Source organism: Spirillospora sp. CA-142024 (assembly GCF_050942325.1).
Classification (GTDB): Bacteria; Actinomycetota; Actinomycetes; order Streptosporangiales; family Streptosporangiaceae; genus Spirillospora.
The window spans coordinates 821,729-838,634 of sequence record NZ_CP192077.1; the positions used below are offsets into that span (position 1 = coordinate 821,729).

Here is a 16,906-nt window from a genome sequence, read left to right on the forward strand (position 1 = left end):
GGCCGGTGGGCTAGCGGAAGGTCCAGAACCGGGTCGTTCCGGCTCCGCTCGTGGTGGCGAAGCTCTGCCCGTTGGGGGCGAACGTCACGGTCTGGTCCTGGTCGGAGTCACCGGGAAGCGTCGCGGTGTTGCGCCGTGTCGGGACGTGCCAGAGCCGGATGTTCTTCTCGTCGGCGCTGACCAGGGTGTCGCCGTCCGGGCTGAACGCCAGGGCCCGGACCTCGCCCTGGAGGCCTTTGAGGGTGGCGCGGAGCCGGCCGTCGGTCGCGCTCCGGAGCTCGATCCCCCAGTAGCTGCCGTTGGAGACCGCGGCGGTCTTCCCATCCGGGCTGAAGGCGAGGCAGGGGATCTCGCTGCCGTCGGACGAGACCTCGACCCCCTTGCCGTCCGAGACGTCCCAGAGGGTGTAGCGCCCTGACAGGTACCGGGCGCCGGCGAGCGTCCTTCCGTCCGGCGAGAACGCAAGCGCGTTGGCGGTGTAGTCGATGTTCATCGAGACGGACCTGTCGGTGACGGCGTCCCAGATCTGTACGTACGGCGATCCGCTTCCGCTGCTGATGGCGAGTGACCGGCCGTCGGGACCGAACCTGAGCGCCTGGACGCCGCGCGCCTTGGTGAAGGACTTGCGGACTCGCCCGGACGCCACGTCCCGGAGGTGGACGGCCCCGTCCTCGGCGCCGGTGGCGAGGGTCCTGCCGTCCGGGCTGAAGACCATGGGCCGCCGATAGGTCTTGCCGTCCTCGATCTCGTGCGAGGTGACCTGCGCGGTGGCCAGGTCCCAGCGCAGGATCGACGCGAATCCCGCGCCCCACAGGGTCCTGCCGTCGGGGGAGAACGCCAGGTCCGACACCGCGACCTCCGAACTCGGCAGGCTGACGGCGGTGGGCACGCCGATCGGGGTCTTCGGGGCGTTCCGCTTGGCGGCGGGCGCGTCCGAGGGCCACAGCAGGACCGACGGGACGGTGACGGCGGCGGTCGCCGCGACGGCCGCGCCGCCCAGCAGGACGGCCCGGCGGCCGAACCGGCGCGGCGGATCGGCGAGGCCGGCCAGGACGTCCTGGACGGTCGGCCGTCGCGCGGCGTCCTTCTCCAGGCAGCGGACGATCAGGTCGCGCAGGTGGAGATCGGCGGTGAGGCCGGCCAGGTCGGGCGGCGCACCAACGATCTTGCGGACGATCGCCGGGATGGTCGTCGCGTCGAACGGGCCGCGTCCGAGCGCGGCGTAGGCGAGCACGCAGCCGAGCGAGAACACGTCGCTCGCCGGGCCGGTGACGTCGGCCCGGACCTGCTCCGGGGACATGAACGAGAACGTGCCGACGACCGCCCCGGCCGAGGTCAGCGCGGTCGCGTCCGCCGCGCGGGCGATGCCGAAGTCGATGACCCGGGGCCCGTCCGGGGCCATGATGACGTTGCCGGGCTTGAGGTCGCGGTGGACCAGCCCGCACGCGTGGATCGCGGCCAGTCCTTCGGCCAGTCCCGCGCCCAGTTCGCGTACCGCGCCCGGCGCGAGCGGCCCCTGGCGCAGCACGACCTGCCGCAAGGAGGGGCCGGGGACGAACGCGGTCACCATCCAGGGCGACTCGGCGTCGGGGTCGGCGTCGACGACCTGCGCGGTGTGGAACCCGCCGACCTTGCGGGCTGCCTCGATCTCGCGGGCGAACCGCCGGCGGAACTCCGGGTCGGCGGCGTACTGGGCGCGGACGACCTTCACCGCGACCTTGCGTCCGCCCGGCGAGACCCCGAGGAACACCTCGCCCATTCCCCCCGCGCCCAACCGGCCCTCCAGCCGGTAAGGGCCGACCTGCCGGGGGTCGTCATTGCGCAGCGGATCCACTGGTCAGACCTTCCAGAGCGTCACGGTGCCGTCGGGCTTGCTGCCGCCCACGCCTGCCACGGTCCGGCCGTCCGGTGTGAGGACGATCCTCTCGACGGCCTGGGAATGGCCGACGAGCGTCGCGGTGAGCGCGCCGGTGGCGGCGTTCCATATCCGTACGGTCCGGTCGGAGCAGGCACCGAGAACGGTCGAGCCGTCCGGGGAGAACTTCGCGTCCTTCACCGTCGCCTCGCCGGCCCTGATGACACGCACGGTGCGGCGGGTGGCGACGTCCCAGATCCTGACGGTCTGGTCCGCGCCGCTACTGGCCACCCGCTTGCCGTCCGGGCTGAACGCCACGCCGGTCACGCTCTCGGTGTGGCCGACGAGCTGGCCGAGCTTGCGCAGCGTCCGGCCGTCGAGAAGCTGGACGGTGTTCCCGGGAGACTTCTTGTAGTAGCCGTCCACCCCGACCGCGACGATCTTGCCGTCCGGGCTGTAGGCGACCGCGTTGACTCCGCTGTGGCCGAGGTCGAACGTCGCCAGGGTGCGGCCGTCGGCGGCGTCGAACAGCCGGGCGTCGGGGTTGGCGCCCGCGATCATGCGGCCGTCCGGGCTGTAGGCCACCGAGTTCGCCCCGAACTGGCCGGTCCGCACGTTCACCTTGATCCGGCCCGTGGCGGCGTCCCAGATGAGCAGTACACCGGCGCTGCTGGCGGAACTGGCCAGGGACCTGCCGTCCGGGCTGAACGCCAGCGCGCTCACCCAGCCCGCCTTGCCGATCGTGCGCAGGACGCGCCCGGTGGAGAGGTCCCACAGCGTGATCGTGGCGTCCAGGCCGCCGGCGGCGAGGGTCCGGCCGTCGCCGGTGATGGCGATCTCGCTGAGGTTCTTGACGCCTTCGGCGGTGAGTGAACCGCTCGGGGAGGCCAGGCCGTTCGGGCGAGGTGGCGCCGCGGGCGGCGCGGCGGCCTTCTGTTCGCCGTCCCCTCGGGTCAGGAGGAACGCGGCCGGAACGCCCACGGCTGCGACGGCCGCTCCGATGAGCAGCGCCCGGCGGCCGACGGGGGCCTGGCCGGCCGGCGCGACGGCCGGGCCGTCCTGCCGCCGGGTCGCGACGAGCGTCGCGTTGGCGTGTGTGTCGACGGCGTCTTCCGGCGGGAGCATGCGCGGCGGTCCCGGAGCCGGGGCGGCGATGCTCTGCGGCGCGGTCGTGAGCGTGTCCACGGTGGGGCGCTTCGTGTAGTCCTTGGCGAGGCACGCGGCGATGAGGTTGCGCAGGTCGCCGGGCAGCCCGGACAGGTCCGGCTCTTCGTGCAGAACGCGGTGCACGATCGCCGGGATGGTGGGGGCGTCGAAGGGGCCGGAGCCGGTCGCGGCGTAGGCGAGCACGCAGCCGAGCGAGAACACGTCGCCGGGCGGCGCGGACACCTCGCCCAGCACTTGTTCCGGCGACATGTAGGCGTAGGTGCCGACGACCACATTGTGGGAGGTCAACACGGTCGCGTCGGTCGCACGGGCGACACCGAAGTCGATGATCCGGGGCCCGTCCGCCGCCATGATGACGTTGCCGGGCTTGAGGTCGCGGTGGACCAGCCCGCACGCGTGGATCGCGGCCAGGCCCTCGGCCAGCCCCGCGGCGAGCGACCGGACCGCGTCGGGATCGAGCGCCCCGCGCTCGGCGACCGCCTCCTGGAGGGACGGCCCGGCGATGTACGCCGTGACCAACCAGGGCGATACGGCCTGGGGGTCGGCGTCCACGACCTGCGCGGTGTGGAACCCGCCGACCCGGCGCGCGGCCTCGACCTCGCGCGCGAACCGCCGCCGGAACCGATCGTCCTCGGCGTGCTCGGCGTGAATGACCTTGACCGCGACGCGGCGGGCGCCGGGGGAGATCCCCAGGAACACCTGACCCATGCCGCCCGCACCTAGCCGGGCTTCCAGTCGGTAGGGGCCGATCCGCAGAGGATCGCCAGGGCGCAGCGGTTCCATCTTTCACCCGTCGTTGGGCTCGGAGGTGTCGCAGACTTTCTAGCAGACACAGATGTTCTTTAGATGCCCTCCGGGCGCAGTGTGATGCAGTGCATGGACGGAAGGAGACCGACCAGCGCCTCCGGCTCCAGGGGGCTTGGGTGCGATCGGGGCGATGGCGGGATCATGTGTTTCACTCGTGGTGCACTTGGAGGTGAGCGTTGACTCCATCATCATTCGGGCGCTTGCGTCCGTCGGTCATGGACGCGCTGCTGGCCGCCGTGGTGTACGGGATCTCGCTGCTCGTGCCGGTGCTCGACGAGAACGGCGACACCCAGCCGCTGACCGTCCGGGGCGCGATCGTCGGGGCCGTGATCTGCGCCTCGCTGGCCTTCCGGCGGCGCTGGCCGGTGGCGGTGCTCGCCGTGACCGCCTCCGGGATGGCCGCCTATGTCGTGTCCGGTGGGCACAAGAGTCCGCTGATGCTTGCCACGATGATCGCGATGTACACGTGCGCGCTGCGGCGACCGCGGCGCGAGGCGGTGCTGGAAGCCGCCGCCGTGGCGGCCCTCCTGACCGGGATGAGCGTGGTGTTCGGCAACCGCGGGTGGCTGGGCCCGGAGATCATCGCGATGATCGCGCAGAGTGCGCTGGCCGTGGCGGTGGGGATCGCGGTCGGCAACCGGCGCGCCTACGTCGCCGCGGTCGAGGAGCGGGCTCGGCGTGCCGAGCGGACGCGGGAGGAGGAGGCGCGCCGCCGGGTCATCGACGAGCGGCTGCGGATCGCCCGGGAGTTGCACGACGTCCTGGCCCACCACATCGCCATCATCAACGTGCAGGCCGGGGTGGCGACCCACGTGATGGAGACGGAACCCGACCAGGCCAAGGAGTCGCTCGCGCACATCCGGCGGGCCGCCCGGTCGTCACTGGAGGAGGTCCGCACCGCGATCGGGCTGCTCCGCCGGCCGGACGACCCGGACGAGGCGGCCGTCGAGCCGTCCCCGGGGCTGGACGGGCTGCCCGACCTGATCGCGGGCTTCGTCGCCGCCGGCCTGATCGTCGACCAGAAGGTCGCCGGGACGCCCGTCGATCTGCCCGCGGCGGTGGGGCTCACGGCGTACCGGGTCGTCCAGGAGGCCCTGACGAACGCGAGCAGGCACGCGTCCCGCCCGTACGCCGACTTGGAACTCCAGTACCTGCCGTCCGCGCTGCGGATCCACGTCCGCAACCCGGCCGATCCCGCAGCGGGCCCTGGATCCTCCAGGGGTCTCGATCCGTTGGAACTCGGGGAGGGCGGCCACGGGCTGCTCGGCATGCGGGAACGCGCGCACGCTCTCGGCGGGACCTTCGCGGCGCGGCTGGCCGATGGCCGGTTCGAGGTCCGCGTCCTCCTGCCGCACGAGGGGACGGGGACGTGACGATCAAGGTACTGCTCGCCGACGACCAGGCGCTGGTCAGGGCCGGTTTCAAGGTTCTGGTGAACGCCGCGCCCGACATGGAGGTGGTGGGCGAGGCGTCCGACGGACGGGAGGCGGTCCGGCTCGCCCCCCGGGCCGACGTCGTGCTGATGGACATCCGGATGCCCGGCTTGGACGGCCTCACCGCCACCCGGCAGATCACCTCCGCGCTGCCGGACGTCCGGGTCCTGGTGCTGACCACGTTCGAGATCGACGAGTACGTGTTCGCCGCGCTGCGCGGCGGGGCCAGCGGGTTCCTCGGCAAGGGCGTCGAGCCGATGGAGCTGCAGCAGGCGATCCGCCTTGTCTCCCGGGGCGACGCGCTGCTGTCCCCCGGCGCGACGCGCGCACTGATCGCCCGGTTCCTGCGCGGGCCCGCGCAGGACGCGGGTGCCGCCGCCGAGCGGGTGGCGGCGCTCACCGAGCGGGAACGGGAGATCCTCATCCTGGTGGCGGCCGGGCTCGGCAACGACCAGATCGCCGAGCGGCTGGGGATCAGCCCGTACACCGCCAAGACCCATGTGAACCGGACGCAGGCCAAGCTCGACGCGCACGACCGGGCCCAGCTCGTCATGCTCGCTTACGAGACGGGCCTCGTCCGGCCCGGTTCACCACCTCCGGTGTAGGGCGGTACTGCGATCGCGGTACACCCGAAACCGTCCGCCAGGCGGACAATCCGGCGGTCGGAGCGCACAAGGCTGGAACGCATCATGTCGGCTTCGCCCGTGAGGAGTTCCCCTTGTCCGCCCTTGCCCGCTGGTGCTACGGCCACCGGCTCCTCGTCGTGCTGCTCTGGGTGGCCGCGCTCGCCGGTCTGGGCATCGCCTCGACCGCCGTCGGCTCCAAGACCAGCAACAGCTTCTCCCTCCCCGGCACCGAGTCGACCAAGGCGCTCGACCTGCTGAAGGCGACGATGCCCGCCCAGTCTGGCGCGAACGCGAGCGTGGTGTGGGAGTCGAGCGGCGACGTCCGGGACCCCTCCGTCAAGAACAAGATGACCGCGACCCTCGACCGGCTCGCCACGATGCCGGGCGTCGGTGCGATCACCAGCCCGTACAGTGCGCAGGGCGCACGGCAGATCAGCGCGGACAAGCACACCGCGTACGCCTCGGTGGACTTCACCAAGCCGGCCAACGAGCTGGAGAAGGCCGACCTCCAGAAGTTCGTCGACACCGCCGAGGCGGCCCGCGGTGACGGCCTCGAGGTCGAGCTCGGCGGCGATCCGATCCAGCAGGTGCAGCAGCCCGGGACGAGCAGCAGCGAGCTCGTCGGCATCGTCGCCGCCGCGATCGTGCTGTTCATCGCGTTCGGCTCGCTGTTCGCGATGCTGCTGCCGATCGGCACCGCGGTCGCCGGGGTCGGCGGTGGCCTGCTGACCGTCACGCTGCTGACCCATGTCATGAGCATCGGCGAGGTCGGCCCGATCCTCGGCGCGCTGATCGGCCTCGGCGTCGGTATCGACTACGCGCTGTTCATCGTCACCCGGCACCGCTCGAACCTGAAATCCGGCATGGACGTGGAGTCATCGGTCGTCAAGGCGGTCGACACCTCCGGCCGCGCGGTGCTGTTCGCGGGCGGCACCGTCGTCATCGCCCTGCTCGGCCTGTTCGTGCTCGGCATGAGCTTCCTCAACGGCATGGCGGTGGCCTCGGCGACCACCGTCGTCTTCACCGTCCTGGCCGCGGTCACGCTGCTGCCCGCGCTGCTCGGCTTCATCGGGATGCGGGCGCTGAGCCGCCGCGAGCGCCGTGCGCAGACCATGGGCGGCGGGGACCGGCCGGGTTTCTGGGTCCGCTGGGCGGGGACCGTCGACCGGCGCCCGGTGATCCTCTCTGCGCTCTCCCTGGTTCTCATCGCCGTGCTCTCCCTGCCCGTGCTCTCGCTGCGCCTGGGCTCCTCCGACGCCGGCAACGACCCCGCCTCGACGACCACCCGCAAGGCCTACGACATGCTGGCCGAGGGCTTCGGCCCCGGGTTCAACGGGCCGCTCCAGCTCGTCGCGGAGACGCCCGCCGCGTCCGACCAGCAGGCCCTGCAGAACCTGGCGTCGCGGGTCTCCCGCACCGAGGGCGTCGCCGCGGTCGTCGCGCTGCCGGCCGAGCCCGGCGCCAAGGTCGGCATCGTCCAGGTGGTCCCGAAGACCTCACCGCAGTCCAAGGAGACCGCGGACCTGATCAGCCATCTGCGGGACGACGTGATCCCGCCGGCCGAGCGGGGCAGCACCCTCAAGGTCTACGTGGGCGGCCAGACAGCGATCTTCGACGACTTCGCCGAGGTGCTGACGGGCAAGCTCCCGCTGTTCCTCACGGTGATCATCGCGCTCGGCTGCCTGCTGCTGCTCGTCGCGTTCCGCAGCCTGCTCGTGCCGCTCACCGCCGCCGTCATGAACGTGCTCGCCACCGCCGCCTCGTTCGGCGTGCTCGTCGCGTTCTTCCAGTACGGCTGGGGCTCGGATCCGCTCGGGCTGGGCGCGGCCGGACCTGTCGAGGCGTTCCTGCCGGTCATCATGCTGTCGATCCTGTTCGGCCTGTCGATGGACTACCAGGTCTTCCTCGTCAGCCGCATGCACGAGGAATGGGTCCACACCCGCGACAACCGGCGGGCCATCGCGGTCGGCCAGGCGGAGACCGGACGCGTCATCACCGCCGCGGCCACGATCATGATCGCGGTGTTCGTCGCCTTCGCGTTCGGGGGCCAGCGGGTCATCGCCGAGTTCGGCATCGGCCTGGCCGCCGCCGTGGCGATCGACGCGTTCATTCTGCGGACGGTCCTGGTGCCGGCCGTGATGCACCTGTTCGGAAACGCCAACTGGTGGCTTCCCGCCTGGCTCGGCAGGCGCCTGCCGCATCTGTCCGTCGAAGGCCCCGCAGAACCGGTCGACGAAAGTCGGCAACCCGAACCGATCGCCCCCTGATCTGGGCTGCCGGTCGCCGTCCTGAGGCCCTGCCCATGTCGCTACAGATGCCCCGCTGAGCGTGATCGCCAAGAAGGCGGGCGTCGGGCTGGGGACTTTCGGTTCGTGGTCGAGCACCCCGCAGAAGCTGATGTACCGCACCAGGCGGCACTGCTCGTTTCCTGCGGTCGTCGAGCGCTGGGCGAATCGGTGCGGCGGTGCGCTCACCGTTCAATCGCGGGCCGACCGGCCCGTCACGGTCGGCCGGAAGGGCGGATGATCTAGCCTGGCCTGGGGAAACGCTGATGGCGACCGGGGGATGTATGTCGGCCAGGGTGGCGCTCGGCTGCGTTGCGCTGGGGTATGCGGTACTGCAGGCGGCGACGGGCGGCCTGCGGGTTCCGCTGGATCTGGACGAAGCGGTGTACGCGAGCCAGTTCTCGGGCGGCACGCCGCGGATCCCGTTCGCGGTGCATCGGTCGTTGGGCGAGGGTCTGCTGGCCGCGCCGGTCACGTCCTGGACCTCGGATGTGACGCTCATCCGCGTCTATTTCGCCGTGCTCTCGGCCGCCCTGCTCCTGCTCGCCTTCTGGCCATGGTCGAAAGTGCTCGACCGTGCGGCCGCGCCGGCCGCGGCGGCCCTGTTCGCGGTGCCGTGGGTGTCCCTGCGGTTCGGCGCCACCGTGCTGCCGAACATGCCGGTCGCGCTGGGGGCCGTCGGCGCCGCGGGCGTCCTGGTCGCGGGCGGGCGCCGCGCGTGGATCCCGCTACTGCTGATCATCACCGGGGTCGGGTTGCTGCGGCCGACGGACGCCCTGTGGCTCGCGCTGCCCCTGTTCGTGGCGGCGATCGTGGTGCCGGGGTGGCGGTGGTCGGCCGCGGGGATCGCGGGCGGGCTCGCCGCCGGGTGGGGCGTGTGGCTGGTCGAGTCGTTCGTCCGGTTCGATGATCCGATCACGCGCCTGCGGGCGATGCAGTCGGTCAACGGCGCGAGCGGGCTGCATTTCGTCCTGCCGCGCTATCTGGCGACGTTGAGCGGCCGGGAGTCGTGCCCGCCCACGACGGTGGACTGCGGCCCGGTGGGATTCGCCACGGCGGTGTGGTGCGCCGGGGGCCTCGCGCTGGTCGGGGCGGGACTGTGGGCGGCCAGGGGCGAGACCCGCCGTGCCCTGCTGGTCTGCACCGCGACCGCCGCCGTCTTCGGGGGTGCGTATGTGGTGTTGTCGGACCTCGCCGTTCCGCGATACCTGCTTCCCGTGTTCGCCCTGCTGTCCCTGCCGGCCGGCGCGGGCCTCACCGCGATCCTGCGCGCCGCGCGAAGGCGGCGTGCGGGCCAGATCCTTGCCGCCGCCGTTCTCGCGACGGCTCTCGTCCACACCGGGTTGCAGTTGGCTGAGGCCGACCGTGCTTCGGACCGGGCCAAGGCGGCCCTCTCCTGGCCCGTAGAGGCCGCCGACGCCCTGGCCGCCCGCGGCGTGGGCGGCGACTGTGCCGTGCTCGGCGGGTTCGCGCCGCAGATCGCCTTCCTGCGCCGGTGCCATGCCCCGGACATGCGCGACGGCTTCGGTGCGCGCGACATGTCCGCCGCGATCACCGCCGCCAACGTCGAGAGGCTGCGGACCCGGGGACTGCGCGTCGCCCTGGTCACCGCCCGCCGCCCCGCCCTTCCCGGGCCATGGCAGGCCGTCACCGTGGTGGGCGACGGTCCTCGCCTGTACCTCTCCCCATCACCCGCCCGCCCCGCGCCCGAACACCCGGTCTCCCGCCCCTGAGCCCCAGGCCCACCGCACCGCCACCACCGCGGCCGCCGTTGCCGCGGCGCTGAAGATGCCGCTGTGGGACCGGAACTCGGTCGTCGTCCGTCAGACCAAGGTCGTACTCTGGTCGGCGATGGGAACACGAGGTGTGGAGGGCGCATATCAGGGTGCGCTTCGGGCGTTCCAGAACCCGATGCTCGATCTGCTCCACCGGACCTACGCGCCGTTCGTGGTGACGGTGCTGGCGATGATGTTCACGCCGGAGCGGTCGACGGTGGCGGTGGCGGATGCCCATGCGGAGATCGCCGACGCCCTCGACCAGTTGCGGGCGGCGGGCTACGGCGACGAGGGCGACCAGCCCTTGCCCGCGGGGAACGCCCGTGACCTGTGCAGGCAGTGGGTGCATGCGGGCTGGCTGGTGCGGCAGGTCTCCGACGACGTCGAGGTGTACCGGCTGTCCGCACATGGCGTCGGCGCGCTCGAAGTGGCCGGACGGGTCGGCGGGGCGCGGACCAGGGTGTCGGAGTCCCGGGTCCGGACGCTGCTGGAGGCGGTCGAGCGGCTCGCGCAGGACGCGGACCCGGACGTGATGGCCCGGATGGCGCGCCTCCAGACGGAGATCGATCAGCGCCGGCGAGAACTCGACCGGCTCGAACGGGGCGGCGTCGTCGAAACCGCCGACGACGACCAGCTGCTGGAGGCGGCCGAGAACGTGCTGCATCTGGCACGGGAGCTGCCCGCCGACTTCGCCCGCGTCGCCGAGTCGATCAAGGCCATGCAGCGTGACGTCGTCGCCGACCTGCGGCAGGATGTGCGGCCGACCGGGGAGGTGCTGCGCGAGTACCTGGAGCGCGGCCGGCAGATCATGGACGCCACGCCGGAGGGCCGCGCGTTCGCCGGGGCGCTGCGCCTGATCGGCGACCCGGCACAGATCGACGACCTGTGGAACCTGCTGCGCACCGTGCTGCGGCACGGGTTCACCGACCTGATGCCGGAACCGCAGCGGCGGGAACTCGCCGAGATCGCACGCCGGATCGAGCAGGGCGTCAAGGAGGTGCTGGCCGCGCAGCGGCAGGCGTCGCACGTCATCACCACCCAGGTGCGCAACCACGACCCGATGCGCGACCGCCAGGTGGACGAGCTGCTGCGGGACGTGATGGCCGGATTCCACACCTGGGTGCCCGGCTCGCGCCGCGGCACGGTCGTCGCCCCGCTCCGCCGCCTGCCGGTGGCCGACGTCGGGCAACTCCGTCAGACCATGAGCGACCTGCGGCCGCCGCAGCCGCCCACGCCGCTGCGGGAATGGGACGAGGCGGAGGACATGCCGGCCGCGGACACCCGGGCATGGGGTGGCCCGCAGTACGCCGAACTGCGCGCGCATCTGGCGGCGTTCGCCGGCGACGCGGACAGTGCTGACGTCGCGGCCGCGTTCCGCGCGGCGGCCGAGCGGATACGGCGGCCTGTGGATCTGCTCGGTCTGCTGGAAATCGCGCACGACTTCGGAATGACCGACACGGCCGAGGTCGCGGTGGTCGACGCGGTCCGGCCGGACCAGACCCGGCGGCGGCTCGCGTTCGGCGGCGTGCTGGCGGCGAACCCGGCGACGACCCGCACCGCAGACGAGAGGCCGGGAAACGACGATGAGTGAACCGGACGACGCCGCGGACGACCTGCCGAGCGGCGCGGCGGCCGGGTTCATCGAGCCGGTGGCGATGGAGGACGACCCGGCCGAACTGTTCGCCGGTGACACCGGCACGCTGGACGTGGACGTGCGGCGGGTGCTGGTGCGGCTGCTGCAACGCAGATTCCTGCTGGCGGACAAGAGCCCGGCCCAGTGGCGCACGCTGCTGGAGAACCAGCAGATCATCGAGTCGCGGCTGCACGACCTGTTCGTCCGGCTCGTGGTCGATCACGACCGGGGCATCGCCTACAAGCAGCAGGTGCGCTCGGCGGAGTCGGACGTCCCGATCCTGTTGAGGGACGACCCCTACAACCGGGCCGAGACCCTGGTACTGGTCCACCTGCGGACCGTCTTCCAGCGGGAACGCGGCACCGGCGAGACGTCCGCGCGGGTCGACATCGAAGAGCTCGAACAGACCGTGCTGACCTATTTCGATCCGGACGATCACAACCTCGCCCGCGGCCAGCGCGAGATCCGCAACGCGGTGCAGCGGCTGGTCACCGAGGGCCTGCTCGCGGAGGAGTCCGCGGGCCGGTACCGGATCACGCCGCTGGTCGAGGTCGTGCTGAGCACCGAGAAGCTCACCGAGCTCAACGGTTGGCTGCGGGAGCAGAACGGGGTCGCTTCATGAGCATGATCGACACGCTGTTCGGGCTGATCCCGGCGGCATCGCGCGGGCAGCAGTGGGTGGCGCGGGACCTGCAGCTGGTCAACTGGGGCGGCTACGACGGGTATCACCGCGTCCGGTTCGCTCCCGGCGCGACCCTGTTCAGCGGCGGTTCCGGGTCGGGCAAGTCGACGCTGATGGACTCCTACATCGCGTTGCTGATGCCGCACACCACGCCTTTCAACGGGGCGTCCAACGGCGGGGTGGTCGGCCGGCCGCGCGGCAAGGACCAGCGCAACATCCTCTCCTACGCGCGCGGGAAACTCGACGAGTCACGGGCGGACGGTGAGACGAGGCTGCGGGTGCTGCGCGGGGACGGCCGCGACACCTGGTCGGCGATCGCGATGAACTGGGCCGACCGGAGCGGTGCGGTGTTCACCGCGCTCCGGGCCTGGTACGTGCCGTCGTCCGCGCGCAGCCTCGACGACGTCGTCGTGGTCCGCGCCACCCGGGACGACGGCTACGACCTGCGCGAGCTGGACGGCCCCGCGGGCAGCAGGTTCGCCCGCGCCGCGGTCACCGCGACGGGCCTGACCTGCTTCGACACCGACCGGGACTTCACCGCCCGGCTGCACACCGCGCTGGGCATCGGGGCCGCCGGGGACGGGCACAAGGCGGTCGGGCTGCTCGGCCGGATCCAGGCCGGTCAGCAGATCACCACCGTCGACGCGCTGTACAAGACGATGGTCCTGGAGGAGCCGGCCACCCTGGCCACGGCGGACGAGGTGGTGCAGCAGTTCGACGAGCTGTCCGGCACCCGGGACCGGATGATCAATGCCCGCCGGCAGGTGCGGGCGCTGACCCCGATCCGCGATCATCGGGAGGCCATCGACGGCGCGGTGACACGGTTGCAGGTGATCGACGATGTCGGATCGTTCACCGACCCGGGGTCGCCCGCGACGTTGTGGCGGCACGAACGCCGGCTCGACCTGTTGCGCGAGGCCGAGCGGGACCTGACCGGACGGCGCCGCCGGGCCGAGGAGGAGGCGCAGGAGACGGCCGCGCTGATCAAGGCGGCGGAGTCGCAGCGGGACGCGGTGCTCGACACCTTGCGCGCCTCAGGCGGCGACCGGCTGGACACCGCGCAACGGGAGATCCGTGGCGTGGAACTGCGGCTGGCCGACGTCGAACGCGCACGGAAGCGTTTGGACGACGTCCTGGGCACCGTCGGCGCCACCGTGTCGACCGGTCAGGACTTCGCCGCGTTGGTCGACACGGCGCACCGGGCGCTGGCCGACTCCGACGCCAGGAGGATCGCCCAGAACGAATTCGCCGATGCGATCGCGGAGCGCAAGGCCGCCGAACGCGACCTGGCCGGGTTGCGCGCCGAGCACAGTGCGGTCAAGGCCCGCCGCGGCAACATCCCCACCGACCTGCACGCCGCCCGCGACCTCCTGGCCGACGCCGCCGGCCTCACCCCGGACGACCTGCCGTTCGTCGGTGAGCTGATCGAGGTGCGCACGGAGTTCGAACCGTGGCGGGAGGCGTTCAACCTGGCGCTCGGCGGGTTCGCCACCCGGATGCTGATCGACATCGGCCGCCTGAACGCGTTTCAGGAGGCGATCAACATGGTGCCCGTCGCCCGGCGCATCCAGTTCGAAGGCGTCCGCACCGGCATGCGCGACGAGGTCGGGCTGGACGGCAAGACGCTTCCCGGCCGGCTCGACTACCGGCCGTCGCCGTTCACCGCCTGGCTCAAGAGCGAACTCGCCCGCAGGTTCGACTTCGTCTGCGTCGAGACGCCCAAACTGCTCGTGCAGTACCCCAAGGCGCTCACCATCACCGGCCAGACGTCGCAGCGCGGCCGGGGCGCGCACGGCGGTCACGGCCGGGCGAACCTGCTGGGATTCACCAACACCAGGCTGCTCGCCGACCTCGACACCCGGATCGACCACGCCCGGGAACGCCATGACGACGCCGTCGCACGGGCGGCGAAGGCGGAGCAGGACCTCAACTCGTTCGAGGAGAGACGCACCGCCTACAAGACGGTGACCGAACTGTCCTGGGACCAGGTGGACGTCGAGTCGGTCGTCGCCGAACGGGACCGCTGGGAGCGGGTCATCGCCGAGGTCCGCGCGGGCAACCCCGAGATCGACCGGCTGCAGCGGGAGGCGGAGGAGCTCAAAGAGCGGGTCACCGGGCTGACCGAGCGCATCGGTGGGCAGAAGCAGGAGGTCGAGCGGCTCGGCAGGGCATGGGAATCGATCGTCGACGAGGTGGACGGCGCCCAGCGGGCGCTCGACACCGCCGCGGCGACCGGCACCGAGGTGAGCCGGGAACACCGGGAGTACCTCGCGGGGCTGTTCGACGACGCTCCGGACGGCGCCGACCCGGCGACGGCGCTGGCGGAGTTCGACGCCGCGCACCGGCGCGGTGTCGAACGGATGCACGACGATCGAAAGTCGGCGGAGGAATCGATCAGCCGGTCACGCACGGCGCTGCACGAGACGTTCTCGACATTCGTCGAGCGCTGGCCGAACCCGAACCTCGGCACCGACCCCGACGCCTCCTACCGCGACTTCGACCGCCTGCTCACCGACCTGGAGACCAGCGGTCTGCACGAGCTGGAGACCGAGTGGCGCGACAGCCTGCTCAAACTCTCCGGCAACGACCTGACCAGCCTGGACAGCGAGCTCGCCGCCGCCGTCCGGGAGATCCGCGACCGGATCGACCCGGTCAACCGCATCCTCGCCGGACTGCCGTTCGCCGACGACGGCCACCGGCTGCGCATCGATCCGCAGGAAAGCCACTCCGCGGTGCGCGCCCGGTTCCGCAAGGAGTTGCGCGACGTGCGCGCCGTCATCGACAAGTCGGCCACGGACGCCGACCGGGAGCGCGCCTACCACCGCATGGCCAAGGTGATCGACCGCATCCGCCGCACCGCGCCTGATTACGCCGACCTGGTCGACGTGCGCAACCACGTCCGGATCAGCGCGGAGAAATGCGACCTCGCCGGCGAGCACGTCGCGGTCTACGACCACATCGGGGAGAAGTCCGGCGGCGAGTCCCAGGAACTGGTCGCGTTCATCGTCGGCGCCGCGCTGCGCTACCAGCTGGGCGACGCGGGCGCCGAACGGCCGCGCTACGCCCCCGTCTTCCTCGACGAGGCGCTGATCAAGGCGGACGCGCACTTCACCGGCCGAGCCATCGGCGCATGGCGCGGGCTGGGCTTCCAGCTCGTCATCAGCGCCCCCAACGACAAGCACAGCGCGATCGAACCCCACGTGGACGCCGAATACGTGATCCTCAAGAACACCGAGGGGCGGTCGTGGGCGAAACCCATCGTGGCGGTTCCCGACGAATGACCCCCCGACTGATCACCCCGGCCGACGCGGTCGAGTCGCTTCGCCGCAAGGTCCACCGGAAGTGGGCGGCAGCCGTGTGCGCCGACCTCGGCGTGGGAGACCCGGTCACATTCTCCGTCCCGCTCCGCCCAGGCGTGTCGACCGGCAGCGTGGTGGCGCGGATCGGATACCCCGCCTGGCACGAGTGGCACATGTGCTGGCGTGAGTTCGCCGACCGGCACTCCGCGGGCGTGCTGATCGTCCGCAAGCCGGTGTCCGTCCAAGGCGTGACGGACGACTTCCCCACCACGCTCGTCGCGGGTCTGGACGCCGCCGTCGCCCTCGTCTCCGGAACCGAACCGCCGACCGTGGACGTCGCCCGCGCCCGTGCGCTCGCGTCGTCGCTGCGGTCCGCCGGCGCGGTCCTCACCCCGGCCACCGTCCGGGCCGCCTACCAGCTCGGAGCCGACGACGCCGAGGTGCTGCTCAGCGCGGTGACCTGGCTGCGCCGGCACCCGGACGCGGGCGCATGGAGCGCACGTCAACTCCCGGTCCCCGGCATGCACACCAAGTGGCTCGACACCCATGGTGCGTTGCTGCGCGACGTCGCCGGACGCGACGTCCGGGATGAGGTCCGGTCCCGTCCGACCGTGCTGCACCTGACCTACGTCGACCCCGACCACGCCGCGTCGGGCCGCCGCAGGCACGACGCCTGGACCACCGGCGACACGCACGACACCGCCTACCGGCCGCGGATCGTCCTCGTCGTCGAGAACCGCGACTCCCGGCTCTGGTTCCCACCGGTGCGGGACACGATCGTGGTCGAGGGCGGCGGCAAGGCGGCAGCGGCCCTGCTCGCGAACGTGCCCTGGATCCGCGCCGCGGACCACGTCGTCTACTGGGGAGACATCGACGCGGACGGATACGCGATCCTCGACCGGTTCCGCGCCGCGCTCGCCGGGCCCGCATCGGACGGCGCGCCACCGAAACCGATCCCCTCGATCCTGATGGACGCCACCGACCTGCACCGCTACGCCCAGCACGGGGTGAACCATGACAAGGCCGGTCGCCCCGTCAACCCGTCCCCGGCGATCCTGCCGCACCTCACTGAAGCCGAGGCGACCGCGTACGACACCATCGCAACCGCAGGCCCCACCCCGTTCCGCCGGATCGAACAGGAAGCGATTCCTCTCGCCGACGCGGCAACCCGTCTGCTGGACGTCACCATGAGATCTCATCCATAAACCTGGCGCGAGCAGGGATTGCCGCCGATCCGGCTACACGACCTGCGGCCTGGCGTTGAGGAGGCCGCCCATAACGCAGAGCCGCTGCGCGTCGAGGATGCCCAAAACTCCCTTCTCGCCCCCGCGGCCGGCTCCGAGC

10 protein-coding genes are annotated in these 16,906 nt (G+C 72.0%); 8 read left to right on the forward strand and 2 right to left on the reverse strand.

The features are described from left to right. Positions 1 to 10 precede the first annotated feature (10 nt). Together ACQPZP_RS04140 and ACQPZP_RS04145 are read right to left on the reverse strand one after the other, a co-directional pair. A complete protein-coding gene (locus ACQPZP_RS04140; RefSeq protein WP_433476298.1) occupies positions 11 to 1,834 on the reverse strand; it encodes a WD40 repeat domain-containing serine/threonine protein kinase in 1,824 nt (607 codons plus the stop codon). 3 nt (positions 1,835 to 1,837) lie between these two features. Beyond that, a complete protein-coding gene (locus ACQPZP_RS04145; protein ID WP_433476299.1) occupies positions 1,838 to 3,805 on the reverse strand; it encodes a protein kinase domain-containing protein in 1,968 nt (655 codons plus the stop codon). A gap of 224 nt (positions 3,806 to 4,029) precedes the next feature. Between ACQPZP_RS04145 and ACQPZP_RS04150 the strand changes: the two genes are divergently transcribed. From ACQPZP_RS04150 to ACQPZP_RS04185, 8 genes are all read left to right on the forward strand, one after another. Further along, the gene (locus ACQPZP_RS04150) at positions 4,030 to 5,202 is read left to right on the forward strand and encodes a sensor histidine kinase (RefSeq protein ID WP_433476300.1); all 1,173 of its coding nucleotides are present in this window, start codon (positions 4,030 to 4,032) and stop codon (positions 5,200 to 5,202) included. Then, on the forward strand, positions 5,199 to 5,867 hold the full coding sequence (locus ACQPZP_RS04155; RefSeq protein ID WP_433476301.1) for a response regulator transcription factor: 669 nt from the start codon (positions 5,199 to 5,201) through the stop codon (positions 5,865 to 5,867). The genes ACQPZP_RS04150 and ACQPZP_RS04155 overlap by 4 nt, the downstream gene beginning before the upstream one ends. Before the next feature lie 113 nt (positions 5,868 to 5,980). Continuing rightward, positions 5,981 to 8,155, forward strand: a complete 2,175-nt coding sequence (locus ACQPZP_RS04160) for an MMPL family transporter (protein ID WP_433476302.1) — start codon at positions 5,981 to 5,983, stop codon at positions 8,153 to 8,155. 302 nt (positions 8,156 to 8,457) lie between these two features. Next, complete coding sequence (locus ACQPZP_RS04165; protein ID WP_433476303.1) at positions 8,458 to 9,906, forward strand: hypothetical protein; 1,449 nt, start codon at positions 8,458 to 8,460, stop codon at positions 9,904 to 9,906. A gap of 118 nt (positions 9,907 to 10,024) precedes the next feature. Beyond that, complete coding sequence (locus tag ACQPZP_RS04170) at positions 10,025 to 11,539, forward strand: DUF3375 domain-containing protein (RefSeq protein WP_433476304.1); 1,515 nt, start codon at positions 10,025 to 10,027, stop codon at positions 11,537 to 11,539. Continuing rightward, entirely contained in the window at positions 11,532 to 12,203 is a 672-nt protein-coding gene (locus ACQPZP_RS04175; RefSeq protein ID WP_433476305.1) for a DUF4194 domain-containing protein, read from the forward strand. Before ACQPZP_RS04170 ends, ACQPZP_RS04175 begins: the two co-directional genes overlap by 8 nt. After that, positions 12,200 to 15,544 (forward strand): ATP-binding protein, encoded by a 3,345-nt coding sequence (locus ACQPZP_RS04180; protein ID WP_433476306.1) that lies wholly within the window; start codon positions 12,200 to 12,202, stop codon positions 15,542 to 15,544. The genes ACQPZP_RS04175 and ACQPZP_RS04180 overlap by 4 nt, the downstream gene beginning before the upstream one ends. Continuing rightward, positions 15,541 to 16,767: a Wadjet anti-phage system protein JetD domain-containing protein gene (locus tag ACQPZP_RS04185; protein WP_433476307.1), complete on the forward strand. Its 1,227-nt coding sequence runs from the start codon at positions 15,541 to 15,543 to the stop codon at positions 16,765 to 16,767. The genes ACQPZP_RS04180 and ACQPZP_RS04185 overlap by 4 nt, the downstream gene beginning before the upstream one ends. Positions 16,768 to 16,906: the final 139 nt, after the last annotated feature.

Excerpts from the sequence above, each read along its gene's own strand:
- ACQPZP_RS04175 (WP_433476305.1), top strand. The coding sequence starts at position 11,532 with ATGAGTGAACCGGACGACGCCGCGGACGACCTGCCGAGCGGCGCGGCG.
- ACQPZP_RS04170 (WP_433476304.1), top strand. The coding sequence starts at position 10,025 with ATGGGAACACGAGGTGTGGAGGGCGCATATCAGGGTGCGCTTCGGGCG.
- ACQPZP_RS04145 (WP_433476299.1), bottom strand. The coding sequence starts at position 3,805 with ATGGAACCGCTGCGCCCTGGCGATCCTCTGCGGATCGGCCCCTACCGA.
- ACQPZP_RS04180 (WP_433476306.1), top strand. The coding sequence starts at position 12,200 with ATGAGCATGATCGACACGCTGTTCGGGCTGATCCCGGCGGCATCGCGC.
- ACQPZP_RS04185 (WP_433476307.1), top strand. The coding sequence starts at position 15,541 with ATGACCCCCCGACTGATCACCCCGGCCGACGCGGTCGAGTCGCTTCGC.
- ACQPZP_RS04165 (WP_433476303.1), top strand. The coding sequence starts at position 8,458 with ATGTCGGCCAGGGTGGCGCTCGGCTGCGTTGCGCTGGGGTATGCGGTA.